The organism is Pseudofrankia sp. DC12 (assembly GCF_000966285.1).
GTDB lineage: Bacteria > Actinomycetota > Actinomycetes > Frankiales > Frankiaceae > Pseudofrankia.
In genome coordinates this window covers 3188368-3202876 of record NZ_KQ031391.1, presented here as the reverse complement: position 1 = coordinate 3202876, position 14509 = coordinate 3188368, and the positions used below count along the sequence as shown (strand labels likewise).

The 14509-nt window shown below is 73.6% G+C and carries 8 protein-coding genes; 5 read left to right on the top strand and 3 right to left on the bottom strand.

The genetic code is table 11. The annotated features are described in order from the left end of the window. Positions 1–75 precede the first annotated feature (75 nt). Positions 76–1773, top strand: coding sequence for a hypothetical protein (locus FRADC12_RS12675; protein ID WP_045876798.1), 1698 nt, complete (start codon positions 76–78; stop codon positions 1771–1773). Here the strand turns inward: FRADC12_RS12675 and mptB are convergent. Beyond that, on the bottom strand, positions 1691–3691 hold the full coding sequence (gene mptB, locus FRADC12_RS12670; RefSeq protein WP_045876797.1) for a polyprenol phosphomannose-dependent alpha 1,6 mannosyltransferase MptB: 2001 nt from the start codon (positions 3689–3691) through the stop codon (positions 1691–1693). The two genes, FRADC12_RS12675 and mptB, sit on opposite strands and share 83 nt — an antisense overlap. Positions 3692–4125: 434 nt before the next feature. Between mptB and FRADC12_RS12665 the strand changes: the two genes are divergently transcribed. The 4 genes from FRADC12_RS12665 to FRADC12_RS12650 all read left to right on the top strand — a co-directional run bounded on the left by FRADC12_RS12665 (position 4126) and on the right by FRADC12_RS12650 (position 9859). Further along, the gene (locus FRADC12_RS12665) at positions 4126–5853 is read left to right on the top strand and encodes a putative glycosyltransferase family protein (RefSeq protein ID WP_502685247.1); all 1728 of its coding nucleotides are present in this window, start codon (positions 4126–4128) and stop codon (positions 5851–5853) included. Between the two features lie 426 nt (positions 5854–6279). After that, positions 6280–7683 (top strand): protein phosphatase 2C domain-containing protein, encoded by a 1404-nt coding sequence (locus FRADC12_RS12660; protein ID WP_045876796.1) that lies wholly within the window; start codon positions 6280–6282, stop codon positions 7681–7683. 238 nt (positions 7684–7921) lie between these two features. Then, on the top strand, positions 7922–8923 hold the full coding sequence (locus tag FRADC12_RS12655) for a glycosyltransferase family 2 protein (RefSeq protein ID WP_045876795.1): 1002 nt from the start codon (positions 7922–7924) through the stop codon (positions 8921–8923). A 150-nt stretch (positions 8924–9073) separates the two neighbouring features. Next, positions 9074–9859, top strand: a complete 786-nt coding sequence (locus FRADC12_RS12650; protein WP_052711277.1) for a polysaccharide deacetylase family protein — start codon at positions 9074–9076, stop codon at positions 9857–9859. A gap of 51 nt (positions 9860–9910) precedes the next feature. On the opposite strand, the gene FRADC12_RS12645 is transcribed toward FRADC12_RS12650, so the two are convergent. Both FRADC12_RS12645 and FRADC12_RS12640 read right to left on the bottom strand, forming a co-directional pair. Continuing rightward, entirely contained in the window at positions 9911–11494 is a 1584-nt protein-coding gene (locus tag FRADC12_RS12645; RefSeq protein WP_084010655.1) for a purple acid phosphatase family protein, read from the bottom strand. 152 nt (positions 11495–11646) lie between these two features. Further along, entirely contained in the window at positions 11647–14157 is a 2511-nt protein-coding gene (locus tag FRADC12_RS12640) for an ATP-dependent Clp protease ATP-binding subunit (RefSeq protein ID WP_045876793.1), read from the bottom strand. Positions 14158–14509 lie beyond the last annotated feature (352 nt).

Below are 14509 nucleotides of genomic sequence, written 5' to 3'. Positions count from 1 at the left end.
CGGTCCGAATCGCCTCGCCGAGACAACGCGCGGACCGTAAGAGACTTGGCCCTGCGTCTTCGAACGACGACGAGGATGCTCGCCGCCCCCGCGATTGGGCTGGATCCCGCGCCCGGCGCGGCGGAACACGTCGCCGCGGCTGGCGACGACGACGGGTCCGCACTGGACCACGGACAGGCCACGGGCACCCACCGGGCCGGCCTGGCCGGGGAGCGTTCCCGGGCGGCCGGGCGGCCAGGGCGGGGCTGGCTCGGCCGGATCGCGGCTCCCTGGCGGGCGCCGTGGCCGGTCGGCCGGCTCTGGGGGTTCTGGGCGGCCACTCGGCTGCTGCTGCTCGCGCTGGTGTGGGCCGGCCATCCGCTCGGCGCCCAGCAGGGTGTGCTCGGCGACGTCCGGCTCTACGCCGGCTGGGGGACGGCGTTCCTGCACGGCCACGGCCTGCCGGTCGGCGACCAGAAATGGCAGTACCCACCGGGCGCCATCCTGGTGTTCGCGATACCGGCCCTGGCCCAGGTGCTCGTGCGGCTGCCGTACCGGGCCGGTTTCCCGCTGTTCATGCTCGCCGTCGACGCCGCCGTCACCGCGGCGCTCGGCCGGGCCCGCGGGCCCGCGGCGGGCAGCCTCCCCGCCGGACCGGCGAACTCGCGGACATCAGGCGATCCGGCCGAGAAGCCGGCACCGGGCCACCGAGAGCCGCCGGGGCCGGGCGCGCGGGTGTGGCTGGTGGGAACCACGCTGCTCGGGCCGGTCACGCTGGCCCGCTTCGACCTGGTTCCGGCGGCCTGCGCCGTGGCCGGCCTGCTCCTGATCGTGCCCGCTGGCCGCCGGGCCGCTGGCCGCCGGGCCGCCGGGGTGGCGGGTCCGCGGTTTGGCGCGGCGGGCTTCGCCGCGGCCGTCGGGGTGCTGGTCAAGGCCTGGCCGGCTTTCCTGCTGATCGCGCTCGGCCGGTCGGCGCTCGCCGGTGAGGCGCCGGTCGGGGCGTCGCCGTGGCGACGGCTGTGGAGCCGGCCGCTGGTCCGGGCCGCCGTGGGCGCCGCCGCGGCGGCGCTCGTGACCGGGCTGCTGCTGGTAGCCGCCGGCGCCGGCGGGGACCTGCTCGGGTTCCTCGGCGCGCAGCGGGCCAGGGGGCTGCAGCTGGAGGCCGTGCCGGCGACGGTCTTCGTGGTCATCAGGATGTTCGGCGTCGGCGAGACCGCGCACTACGAGTACGGGTCGCTCCAGTTCGGCGACCCGGCGGCGCGCACCGTCGCGACCGCCTGCTCGCTCGTGGAGATCGCGGTCGTCGCCGTCGTGGCGTCGCGGTGGTGGCTCACCCGCCCGGGCCCGGCGCCAGCCCGAGGCCTGGCGCTGACCACGGGAGACCGGCTGCTGGCGCTGTTGCTGGTCGTGCTGGTCACCTCGCGAGTGCTCAGCCCGCAGTACCTGGTCTGGGTGCTGGCGGTGGCCGCGGCGGTCGTGGCCCTCGGCGCCACCGAGCCGCCCGACGGCGATCTCGTCGCCGACCCGGCCGAGGCCAGGCGCGGAGCGGACCGGCGGGCCGCGCTGGCCATGCTTCTCGTGGTGGCCGCGATCAGCCAGGTGATCTACCCGTGGCGGTACAACGACATCATCGAGGGCCGGCCGGTGACCAGTCTCGTGCTGGTCGCGCGCAACATCCTGCTGCTGGCGGCCTGCTGGCGGGCCGTCCGCGTCATCGCGTGGCGGCCTGCCGGTCGTCGTCCCGCGGGCCGGGCGCGGACCGACCCGGCCGCCGCGAGCGACCCGCCGGGCTGACGGTACGGGTGGCGAAGGTCGCCGCGGTGATCAGCAGGGCGGCGCCGACGACGGCCGTGACCACCAGCGGCAGCGCCCCAGCCGGCCCGTCCGGAGCCAGCAGCCGCCAGGTCTGCGCGAGCGGGGAAAGCGTCGCGCCGCAAAGCCAGATCGAGCCGGCCGCGGTCACCCCGACCACCGTGCGGCAGCGGCGGCGCGGGTTGACCGCGGCGGCCGGCGAGCCCGCGGCGAGATGTTCCAGCTGCCAGCGCGCGGCGAGGATGCCCAGCATCGGCAACGTCGGCGCGAGATACCACGGGTAGAGCACGGGACTGCCGAGCGCCACCGCCAGCCCGCCGGCCCCGAGCACCAGAAGCCCGTCGTAGCAGCCGTTTTCGGCCGGCCCCGCGGTGCCGGCGGCGGGCGGCGCGGTGCGGGCTGGACGGCGCCAGGCCAGCCACAGCAGGCGAGCGCAGACCAGCCCGGCGACGGCCAGGGCGGCGGCACGCGCGCCGGTCAGCAGGACCGACCCGCTCCCGGTCGACGCGTGCACCCCGCCGAGCCGCCCGAGCGCCGCGATGATGCAGGCCAGCACCGACGCCGGCGCGACCCCGGTGGTCAGCGCCCCGGAGGTGCTCAGCGCGTGCAGCCAGGTCAGGCCGAAGCCGCTGCCGAGCATGCTCAGCCCGAGCACGGCAAGGGCCACGGCGAGATCGACGACGAGGACGCCGGCCATCGCCGCACGGCCGGCGCCCCTGACATCGGGGGCACCGGCGGCCCTGACACTTGGGGCACCGGCGGCCCTGACACTTGGGGCACCAGCGGCCCTGACATCGGGGGCACCGGCGGCCCTGATACTTGGGGCACCGGCGGCCCTGACACTTGGGGCACCAGCGGCCCTGACACTTGGGGCACCAGCGGCCCTGGCGTCACGGGCATGGGCGACGAGCAGCCAGGCCAGCCCCAGGAAAGCGGTCGCCTTGACGGTGCCGGCGAAGCAGGCCAGCGCGACCGCCCCGAGCCCGGCGAAGGAGACACCGCCCCACCAGGCGCCCGGACCGGTCCCGCGGCCGGTACCCGGACCGGGCAGATCGGGCCGTCGCGCCGCGAACCGGTGCCGCTCCAGGAGCAGCGCTCCGGCCAGGGCCCCGGCTACCAGAGCGTCGAGGTGCATACCGCCGATCAGGTGGATCACGGTCACCGGGTTGGCGCCGACGAGCGCGACCGCGACGGCGACGGCCCGGTCCTCGGCCCGGCCCGCGGTGGCTCCCCCGCCCGGCGGCGTCTCGCCGGCCGCGGTGGCGGGTCCGCCGGCCGCGGTGGCGGGTCCGCCGGCCGCGAGGCGGTAGGTGCAGGCGACCAGGGCCACCACAGCGAGGACCGCGACGATCCGCAACGTCACCAGCGCGACGGTCGGGCCGGTGCCGAACAGCCGGGCGACCGTCGCGGCGAGGCGCTCGACGGCCACCGCCCCGCCGCCGTACGGGGTGTGGGTATCGCGCCAGCGCGGGTCGACCGCGGCCATGAACGCGGCCCCGCGCGGGTCGCCGGCCAGGGCCGCCACGCCGTGGGTGGCCGGGTCGATGCCGCGCCTGGCCAGCTCACCCTGGGCGGCGTAGGCGTACGCGTCCCGGCTGAACAGCGGCGGCCCGAGCGCGAACGGAGCGGCCCAGGCGGCCGTCGCGGCCAGCGCCGCGCGGGGCTTCAGCCGGTCGGTCAGGGCCAGCCGGACCAGGCCGGCCCAGCACAGGCACAGGCCGACAACGGACAGCGCGCTGATACCGGCGAGCGTGCCCCGTGTGATGCTGGTGGGTGGGACTGGTGGGAGAATGCCCCACCAGGATGTCGGATCGGTTGCGCGCGGATCACGGGGACCGAGCCGGCCTTCGGCGGTGACAGCGGCGACGGCGGCGGTCAGGCCCGCCGCGACCAGCCACACCGTCGCTGAGCCGGCCCGATGGGTCCACCGCGAGACACCCGGCAGAGCGCTGGCCGCGCGAGGTTCGTCCGCGCCCGAACGGCCGGCGCCCCGGGCTGGGTGACGTGTCGAAGCTGGCTGGGAGGTCGTACCGGGTGGCAGGACCTCGGGCCGTGCCCGGATCGCCGACCGGCCCGCTCCCGGGGGCCGCTCCCACTCCGGCTGAGCCGCGACCGGGCGATCCGCCGCCTGGGCTGCCGGATCCCGGGGCTCCGGCGGAACCGGTGGATCCGGCCACGGAGGTGGTCCCGGCGCCGAGCCGTCCCGCTCTGGGCGATGAGCCGGGTCGGTCACTCCCGTCGTCCTCCTCGTTCGTCGACACGGCGCCGTCGGCCGCGCCTGGTCCCTCGACCATCGAACCGCCGCGCCCGGCCAGCGTGCCTGGAAACGACCTCGTGGCCGGCCCTCCGACCCGGCGGGACATCCCCGGCCCGCCGGCCGGAGCCGGCCATGCCCTCCAGGACCCTACGCGGGCCGGCGAATCCGTCGAACCAGGTGATGATCGGGGGCCGCTGGCCAGGCTGCGCGGCGCCCGGCGGGTCGTCCGGCTGGTGGCGCTCCGGGAGGGCCAGCTGATCCGGGCGCGGCCGTGGCTGCTGACCGCGGCGCTGTGCGCGCTCTCGCTGAGCCTCGGCCTGACCGGTCCCGACACCCCGGCCCAGGAATACCGCGTCTGGCTCTTCGAGCACGGCGGCGCCCGGCTGTGGGACGACCAGTGGTACGGCGGGCACACCATCCCGGGCTACAGCGTCCTGTTCCCACCGCTTGGGGCGTTGTTCGGCGCGCAGCTGCTGGCCGCGCTGTCCTGCGTCGCCTCGACGGTGCTGGTGGCGCGGCTGCTGCGCGGGCCGCGGGCCCGCCGCGGCCATGACCTTCCCGTGCTCTGGTTCGCCGTCGTCACGGTCGCCGACCTCATCGTCGGTCGCGGGCCGTTCGCGCTCGGGCTGGCGTTCGGCGCGCTGGCGCTGGTCGGTGTGCGGGAACGCCGCTGGTGGGCCGCCCTGGCGGGCGCGGTCTGCTCGTCGCTCGCGTCGCCACTGGCGGGCGCCTTCGTGCTGCTGGTCGGGGTCGCCCTCATCGGCAGCCTGTCGTGGCGGCGGATCCTGCCGATGGCCGGCGCGATCTGCGGGATCGTGGTCTCACTGGTCTTCCCCGAGGAGGGCACCCAGCCCTTTCCCGCGCTGACCTACCTGTCGCTGCTGACACTGATCGTCGGCGGCCTGCTCGTGGTGCCGCGCCGGGAGCGGGCGGTGCGCCGTGGCCTGCTGCTCTGGGCCCTGTCCGCGACGGTCTTCTTCGTGCTGCCGACGACGGTCGGCGGGAACATCACCCGGCCGGCGACGCTGCTGGCCGGGCCGATGGCCGCCGTGCTGCTGGCCAGACGGCCGAAGGTCCTGCTGATCGTGGCCGTGCCGCTGATCGGCTGGTCGATCGGCCCGGTCCAGGGCGCGCTTGCCACCCAGGGCGACCCGTCCGCCTCGTCCAGTTACTACAGCGGGATGTTGAACTACCTGGACCGCGGCGGCCCGGTGCCGGTCGGCCGGGTGGAGGTGCCGTTCACCCAGGCGCACTGGGAGGCCCGCTACGTCGCACCGAAGGTGCCCATGGCGCGCGGCTGGCTGCGTCAGCTGGACAGCAAGTACAACTCCCTGTTCTACGACGGGACGCTGACCGCGAAGACCTACCACGACTGGCTGCTGGCCCGTGGGGTCACCTACATCGCGCTGCCGGACGTCCCGCTGGACCCGTCGGCGCAGGCGGAGGCCGCGCTGCTGCGGTCCGGCCTGCCGTACCTGCAGCTCGGCTGGCAGAACGCCAACTGGAAGATCTGGATCGTCACCGACGCGACCGGCCTGGTGCAGGGGCCGGCGAAGCTCACCGAGCTGGGAGTCAGCTCGTTGGCGGTCGACTTCACCAAGCCGGGCCTGGCCACGGTGCTGGTGCACTTCACGTCGTTCTGGTCGATCACCGAGGGAAACGCCTGCGTCTTCAAGGCCGCCGGTAACTGGACGGGGATCCTCGCGAGCGAGGCCGGCCCGGTCCGGCTCGGCACTCACCTGTCGGTCGACGGCCTCACACACGCCAGCGAGCTCGACTGTCCCACCGATCAACGCGTCCACTGACCTCACTGCGGCCGGCTTCCTGACGACGCCGACCGGGCTCTCGGTGGGGATCGATCGCCCACCGGCCGCGAACCCGCGGGTTGTGCCTAGGACGGCGGGATTCGGGTGGAAGATAGCCTTTCAGGCCCGTCCCGCGACAGTCTCGCGGGATGATCTGGCCAGACGGGAGGTCCGTCCTGTGGCTGGGCGCGGGTGTCGGGGGTCCGCTGTGTCGGCGTTCCGACAATTCGCCATCCGCCCCGGGGCTGATGTCGTTGTTTGGACGGACATCGAGATATGGATGGCCGGGGCTGTTCGGACTGGCGGGGGCAGGTGCCGGCGACCGGACAGGTCGGTGATCTGGCAGCATGGCCGGCACGATCAGTGCCGCCTACGCAAGGTTCCCAAGTCGGTCTGATCGCGTCGCGGCGGTGGGGTACGGAGGCCATGAAAAGCTCACTGCTACCGATCATGCTGATCGTCGTCCTGGTCGTGGGCGCCACGGTCTTCGTCGTGCTGTCCAGCCGCTCCAGCCGAACGACGTACGGCCCCGGCGCGCAGCCACCTCCTACCCAGGGCGGGTCGCGTTCCCGCCGCCGCGGGCAGGACGACGGGAGCCCGCCGGACACGGGCCGGCCGGCCCGGCGCGGCGGCGGAAGCCCCTTCGGCCCGCCGGACGTCGAGTACACGGACCCTGCCGACCTCGTGCCCGGACTCGGCCAGCGACCGGCCGCGCCTGCCCCCGACGTCGACGCCCGCCGCGTCGACCCTGCCCTCGGTCAAGCCTGGAGAGATGACGTGACGACGCAGGTTCCGACGGACGGCGGCTGGCCGGCCGACGACCGCGACCCGGATGCGACCGGTTGGGCCCCGCCACCCAGTGGCGCACCGCACCCCCGCTCGGCCGACCCGGGCCCGGCGCCGGCCGGCGCCCCGGACGCCACGACCGCGGCCGAGGACGACGCCTGGAACCTGCCCGCGGCCCGTGACAGCCAGCCCGCCGCTGCCCCGGCCAGCTGGCTGGATGCCGCGCCGCCGGCCGAGCCCGTTCCCGCGGCGCCCGTCGCCGCGCCGAGCCCGCCGGCGGAACCAGCGACCGTGGCGGCGACGGCCGGCCCCTACGTGGCCGAGGAGCCCGAGCACTTCTCCGCGCCGCCGCTGCGGCTGGCGGCTGCCGGTCGGACCCGCAGAGGCAAGCGCGGCGGCCCGAACGAGGACGCCTTCGTCGTCGTGGACGGCCTGCTCGCGGTCGCCGACGGGGTTGGTGGTGAGGCCGCCGGGCAGATCGCCTCGACCCTGGCCGTGACCACGGTCGCCGGTTTCCGGCCGCAGTACGCCGCCGATCCGCGCGAGGGCCTGCGTGCCGCGGTCGTGCGGGCGAACAAGATGGTCCGGGAGCGGCCGAGGTCCGAGCCGAGCTGGCGGGGCATGGCGTGCACGCTCGACGTCGTCGTGCTCGGCCGTGAGGAGCAGACCGGCCGGGCCATCACCGTGGCCCATGTGGGCGACAGCACCGTCTGGCTGCAGCCGGGCCGGGGTGAGCCACGCCAGCTCACCACCCCGCACGCCATCACCGGTGGCCCGTTGCTGAACGCGATCGGCCTGGCCGACGAGGTCGAGATGGACCTCTTCCAGGTCGCGGTCCAGGCCGGCGACCGGGTGGTGCTCTCCAGCGACGGCATGACCAAGGTCATGAAGCCCGAGCAGCTCTACGGCCTGTTGCACCAGCTCGCGAACGATCCCCCGGAGCGGGCCGCCGACGCGCTCGTCGAGGCCGCACTGCTCGCCGGCGCCCGCGACGACACCACTGTCGTCGTCGCCGACCTGGTCCAGGAGCCGGCCCAGCGTTAGCGAAGCCTGTCCTGACCGGGGTCGATCGGCTGCTAGGGTCGTTCTCGGGAATGCCAGGTACGCAGCCGTAGGCGCTAGATGCCCGTCCTGGGCGTCCGCGGGGCCACGGTGGGACGGGTCTGGTACGGGGGATTCACGACGGGGGCGTAGGCAGCGCCATGACTGCATGTGCGGAATCAGGTCGGACCTGGCTGGAGCCGGTGGCGGCGCGCCGCGCCGGGCTCGCGGGGGAGGCCCCGTGAGCACGGTGAGTGTCGTCGTCTGCAGTCATCTGGTGGTGCGGTACGCGCTGTTGGCGGCGGCGCTCGAGTCGCTGCGCGCACAGACCCGCGTGCCCGATCAGGTGATCGTGGTCGTCGACGGTGACGACGAGCTGTTGAAGAAGCTGCACGATCGTGGTGGTGACGAGCAGGTTTTGTCGACGGGCGGCCGGACCGGCCTGTCCAACGCTCGCAACACCGGGCTGCGGGCCGTGACGACGGACTATGTCGCGTTCCTCGACGATGACGCGACGGCGGAGCCGGCGTGGCTTGAGTCGCTGGTGGCGGCGGCGGCGAGCTCACCGGACGTGCTCGGGGTCGGTGGCCGGACGCTGCCGGCGTGGGAATCCGCGCAGCCGGGGTGGTTTCCGGACGAGCTGCTGTGGACGGTCGGGTGCAGTCATCAGGGCCTGCCCGCGTCCTGCCAGCCGGTCCGGAACGTGTTCGGCGGCTGTGCGCTCTTCCGGCGGCGTCTCTTCGACGAGGTTGGCGGTTTCGACGACCGGCTGGGCCGCAAGGCGAAGGGCGCCGCGGGATGCGAGGAGACCGAGTTCTGCATCCGCGCGCAGCGGCTGCACGAAGGTGGTCAGTTCCTGTATGAGCCGGCGGCCGTCATCCACCATCGGGTGCCGCGTCAGCGCAGCTCGCCGCGTTATGTGCTGCGTCGTTGCTGGGAGGAAGGACGGTCGAAGGCGCTGCTCAGGGTGATCACCCGTGGCTCGGGGCGCGCGCGTCCGCTGCGCCGGAGGTCGTCACTGGGCCCTGAGCAGGACTTTCTCCTGCGGATCCTGCCGGCTGGTGTGTTCAGCGGCCTGCGCGCGGCGGTGCGGGGCCAGCCCGCCGCCGCCGGGCGCGTGCTGCTGCTGCTCCTGGGCTCGGCGACGACCGTGGTCAGCTTCGTGGGAGCGGCGCTCCTGTCCGCCCGGCGCGACGGGGCCGCGGTGCCGGCGCCGGAGTCTCCGCAACCGGCCCGGCCGTGACCGATACGTCTCATGGCGGCCCGGCCGCCGTGGCGTGGTGAGCTGGAGGCGATGCGCGTGAACGGCCGGGCGGCCGGGTGGTCGGCTTCGGGTTCGGCCGGTGGCCAGGACTCGTCGGCGTGGTCTGACCGTGGTCGTCTCCCCGTGCTGATGTACCACAGCGTCGGGCGGGGGGCGAGCAGCGCGTTTCGGCGTTGGCAGGTCGACCCGGGGCTGTTCGCCGACCAGCTCGGCACGCTGGTGGACGCCGGCTACCGGCTGGTCGGGCTGTCGGCGGCGTTGGACGAGCCGGACGACCGGACGGTCGCCGTCACGTTCGATGACGGTTTCGTCGACTTCCTCGGCGCGACGGAGCAGCTGGTGGCGGCCGGCTGCGGGGCCACGCTGTACGTGCCGACCGCGCATGTCGCGCGCAAGGCCGGCTGGATGGCCGGCTACCGCGAGGCCGAGCTGCGGATCATGGACTGGCCGCAGATCGCCGAGGTCGCGGCGGCGGGCATCGAGATCGGGTCGCACGGGCACGCGCACGCCGAGCTGGACCTGATGCCCGCGCACCTCATGCGCTCGGACATCGTGCGCAGCCGCCGGCTTCTGTCGGACCGGCTGGCCCGTCCGGTCCGCAGTTTCTGCTACCCGTTCGGCTACCACACCCGGACGGTCCGGTCGGCGGTCGCGGAGGCGGGCTTCGCCAATGCCTGCGAGGTCGGCTACGGGCTGCACCCCCGAGCGGGCGACCCGTTCGCGGTGCGCCGGCTCATCGTCACCGGCGACACCAGGCCGGCCGACCTGCACCGGCTGATCATCGCAGGCCAGGACAGCCCGGTGATGCAGCTGCGACGCCGGACCCGCACCCCGTGGCGGCTCTACCGCGCGGCCCACCAGATCGCCACCCGCGGTCGTCCCGGCGCGGAGGCCGGTGAGGACGCCGACCGCTGACCGTCAGGCCCGACCGTCCGGGTCGCCGGTCAACGCCGCCTGCCCCTGACGTCAGGTGGCGTCGCGGCGGGGGCGGGTGAGGATCACCTCGTCGAACGGCGGCTCGTCGGGCGCGAGGGAGTCGTGGACCGTGACGCGGATGGTCGTGGTGCCGCCGGGCTCTCCCGGGTCGACGCGCAGGGCGGCGAACGCGTACGGGTGCTTGGTGGAGCGGGCCGCGAGCCACGGCGCCTCCTCCAGCCGGTAGATGGTGCGCCGCCGGCCGCCGCCGCGCTTCTCCGCCTCGACGACCACCCGGCCGGCGGGCGGGTCGAACAGCGCCTCGGCGCTTGGTGTCGACGAGCCGCCCGTGCCGATCGTGAGGTGCACCGTCCCGGCGGTCGCGTCGACGTGCTCAAGCTCGGCGCCGGCCGGTCCCGGGCCGAGTGAGCCGACGAGCGGCCCGGTGGCCGCCAGCGGCGCGGCGCTGGCGACGGCGTGCTGCGCCGTCACCGCCGGCCGCGGCGTCAGCTCGGCCGAACCGGGCACGAACCCGCGGACCGGATGGGTTCGCTCGTAGTGATGCTCGTGGCCACAGAGCACCAGGTCGACGTCGTAGCGGTCGAACAGCGGCAGCCACTCCGCGCGCAGCCCGAGATCGCCGCCGTTGTGGTGCGCGGCGGTGGACATGGCGACCTGGTGGATGCCGACGACGACCCAGTCGATCGTGTCGTCGGCGCGGGCCTCGCGAAGCGTGCGCTCCAGCCAGGCCGTCTGCCGGCCCTCGCTGAAGCCGCGCAGGTACACCTCGCCGTGGTCCTGGTAGCAGACGTCCTCGCCGAACACCATGACGAACCGGGCCCGGCCGACCGTGAAGGCGTACCAGAGCCCCTCATAGTCGGGGCCGGCGCCGTTGGGCGGTGACAGGAAGTACGCCTGGTACGGCGTCAGGCCGAACCGGCCCATCCCGCGTTCGCTCTCGTGGTTGCCCGCGACCGGCATCCACGGCCGGCACCGGGCCGACGGCGAGATCATCCGGAACCAGTCGGCCCAGGCCCGGGCCGGGTCCTTGCGCAGGCTCGCGTAGGTGAGGTCACCGAGCGCCAGGTTGAACAGCGGTTCCAGGCGGTCGAGCGCGCCGACGACGGCCCTGGACGCGGCGGTGCCGTACGGGTCGTCCGGCTGGTCGGTGCCATGGTCACCGAAGCAGGTGAAGGTGAAGGCCTCGTCCGCGCCGGGCGCCGCGGGGGTGCGGAACTCGCCGGTGGCGGGTTCGCCCATGGGTGCCGGCTCGATCGTGTACCGGTAGCGGGTCCCCGGCCGGAGCCCGGTCAGCCGGGCGTGGTGGACGTGGTGGCGGCGCCGGGCCGCGTCCCGGAACGTGCTGGTCGTCGCCGCCGCCCGCTCGGCCGCGTCGTCGCCGGGGACCGGGCCTGCCGCGGCGCCGTCCGGCTCGGCCGGCGCGAACCGCACCTCCGGCCGCCTTGGCTGCGGACGCAGCCCCTGGCGCAGCGCGGCCAGCGGACCGGCCGAGCCGGCCGTGGAACTCCCCGCGGATGGCTCATCGTCGCCCAGCCAGGAGACGACCATCGACGTGGCGGGGTCCGCGCCGAACGTCAGATGAACTCCACTACCTGCCGACGGATGTCGTGCCATGGCCGTTCGCCCCCCGTTCGTGTCCGTGTCGCGTGGTGCTGACATGCGGAAGGGCGGCCACGAAGCCGTGACCGCCCTCCCAACCTTGCTGTTCAGTTTATGCCGAGCTGTCTCCTGCACACCTACCCGGCCAGGGCGCTGCGCGCCCGGCCTTACTCGCCGGACTTGGCCAGGTCGATGGGCGGGGTGTCCGGGACCGAGCTCGGCTTCGTCTCGCCGCGGAAGACGAACTTCGCGTCCTCGGCGGTGGGGTCACCCTCGACGTCACCGATCACGATCTCGCCCGGCTTCAGTGTGCCGTACAGGATCTTCTCGGACAGGACGTCCTCGATCTCCCGCTGGATCGTCCGGCGCAGCGGCCGGGCGCCCAGCACGGGGTCGTAGCCGCGGACGGCGAGCAGCTGCTTGGCGGCCGGCGTGAGCTCCAGCGCCATGTCCTTGTTCTTCAGCTGCGAGTCGACCCGGGCCAGCATCAGGTCGACGATCTGGATGATCTCGTCCTGGGACAGCTGGTGGAAGACGATGATGTCGTCGATGCGGTTGAGGAACTCGGGCCGGAAGTGCTGCTTGAGCTCGTCCTGGACCTTGGCCTTCATCCGCTCGTAGTCGACCGCGCCCTGGCCGGTCGCGAAGCCGATGCCCGGGCCCTTGGAGATGTCGCGGGTGCCCAGGTTCGACGTCATGATCAGGACGGTGTTCTTGAAGTCGACCAGCCGGCCCTGGGAGTCGGTCAGGCGGCCGTCCTCCAGGATCTGCAGGAGCGTGTTGAAGACGTCCGGGTGGGCCTTCTCGACCTCGTCGAACAGGACCACCGAGAACGGCTTGCGGCGCACCCGCTCGGTGAGCTGGCCGCCCTCCTCGTAGCCGACATAGCCGGGCGGGGAGCCCACCAGCCGCGAGACGGTGTGCTTCTCCATGTACTCGGACATGTCGAGCTGGATGAGCGCGTCCTCGTCGCCGAACAGGAACTCGGCCAGCGTCTTGGAAAGCTCGGTCTTACCGACACCGGACGGGCCGGCGAAGATGAACGAGCCGCCGGGGCGCTTCGGGTCCTTCAGGCCGGCCCGGGTACGCCGGATCGCCTGGGAGACGGCCTTGATGGCCTGCTGCTGGCCGATGACGCGCCGGTGCAGCTCGTCCTCCATGCGCAGGAGGCGGGCCGTCTCCTCCTCGGTCAGCTTGAAGACCGGGATGCCCGTCCAGATGGCGAGCACCTCGGCGATCTCCTCGTCGCCGACCTCGGCGACGACGTCCATGTCGCCGGCCTTCCACTCCTTCTCGCGCTTGCCCTTGTCCGCGATCAGGTTCTTCTCCTTGTCGCGCAGCGACGCCGCCTTCTCGAAGTCCTGCGCGTCGATCGCGGACTCCTTGTCCCGGCGGACGTTCGCGATGCGCTCGTCGAACTCGCGCAGGTCCGGCGGCGCGGTCATCCGGCGGATGCGCATCCGGGAGCCGGCCTCGTCGATCAGGTCGATCGCCTTGTCCGGCAGGAAGCGGTCCGAGATGTACCGGTCGGCCAGCGACGCGGCGGCGACGAGGGCGGCGTCGGTGATCGAGACGCGGTGGTGCGCCTCGTACCGGTCGCGCAGGCCCTTGAGGATCTCGATGGTGTGCGCCACCGACGGCTCCGCGACCTGGATCGGCTGGAACCGGCGCTCCAGCGCCGCGTCCTTCTCCAGGTGCTTGCGGTACTCGTCGAGCGTGGTCGCGCCGATGGTCTGCAGCTCGCCACGAGCCAGCATCGGCTTGAGGATCGACGCGGCATCGATCGCGCCCTCGGCGGCACCCGCCCCGACGAGCGTGTGCAGCTCGTCGATGAACAGGATGATGTCGCCGCGGGTGCGGATCTCCTTGAGGACCTTCTTCAGCCGCTCCTCGAAGTCACCGCGGTAGCGGGAACCGGCGACCAGCGCGCCGAGGTCGAGGGTGTACAGCTGCTTGTCCTTGAGTGTCTCGGGCACCTCGCCCTTGACGATCGCCTGCGCCAGGCCCTCGACGACCGCGGTCTTGCCGACGCCGGGCTCGCCGATCAAGACCGGGTTGTTCTTGGTCCGCCGCGACAGCACCTGCATGACCCGCTCGATTTCCTTCTCGCGCCCGATGACCGGGTCGAGCTTGGACTCGCGGGCGGCCGCGGTCAGGTTGCGGCCGAACTGGTCGAGCACCAGCGACGTCGACGGCGTGCCCTCGGACGGCGCGCCGGCGGTCGCCGGGTCGCCCTTGCCCTGGTAGCCGGACAGCAGCTGGATGACCTGCTGGCGGACCCGGTTGAGGTCGGCGCCGAGCTTCACCAGCACCTGGGCGGCGACACCCTCACCCTCGCGGATCAGGCCGAGGAGGATGTGCTCGGTGCCGATGTAGTTGTGACCGAGCTGCAGCGCCTCGCGCAGGGACAGCTCGAGGACCTTCTTCGCGCGCGGGGTGAAGGGGATGTGCCCGCTCGGGGCCTGCTGGCCCTGACCGATGATCTCTTCAACCTGCGACCGCACACCCTCGAGCGAGATCCCCAGCGACTCCAGCGCCTTCGCCGCGACACCCTCACCCTCGTGGATCAGGCCGAGGAGGATGTGCTCGGTGCCGATGTAGTTGTGGTTGAGCATCCTGGCCTCTTCTTGAGCCAGGACGACGACCCGACGTGCCCGGTCGGTGAATCTCTCGAACATGTGCGCTCCTTCGAGCTGCGACCGACCACACGACAGCCGGTATCCGCATGCTAGCTCCGCCGAGGCATGTCCTCACGCATCGAACAGAAACCTATCCGTCAGAACCCGGCCACCTCGTCGCGGACGGGGCCGACAGCGCCGTCGTGCCCCGATGGGTCCAGACGTCTTCCTCGACGCCTACGCCAACGGTGGCCGAGCGGTCATGATTCCGGCACGGCGTTCCGCCGAGAGCGGAAAGGTGCAGGTCCACCTGGGAGTCCGTACCCGGCCCGCCGGCCTCTCACGCGGCCGCCTGGGTCCGGCCCCGCCCGGTGACCGGCGGCGGCGGCCCGGCCGCGCGGCCACCGTTCCC

What these genes read in the sequence shown, in the direction of transcription:
- FRADC12_RS12675 (WP_045876798.1), top strand. Translation starts at nt 76, where the DNA reads ATGCTCGCCGCCCCCGCGATTGGGCTGGATCCCGCGCCCGGCGCGGCG.
- FRADC12_RS12660 (WP_045876796.1), top strand. Translation starts at nt 6,280, where the DNA reads ATGAAAAGCTCACTGCTACCGATCATGCTGATCGTCGTCCTGGTCGTG.
- FRADC12_RS12650 (WP_052711277.1), top strand. Translation starts at nt 9,074, where the DNA reads ATGTACCACAGCGTCGGGCGGGGGGCGAGCAGCGCGTTTCGGCGTTGG.
- FRADC12_RS12645 (WP_084010655.1), bottom strand. Translation starts at nt 11,494, where the DNA reads ATGGCACGACATCCGTCGGCAGGTAGTGGAGTTCATCTGACGTTCGGC.
- FRADC12_RS12640 (WP_045876793.1), bottom strand. Translation starts at nt 14,157, where the DNA reads ATGTTCGAGAGATTCACCGACCGGGCACGTCGGGTCGTCGTCCTGGCT.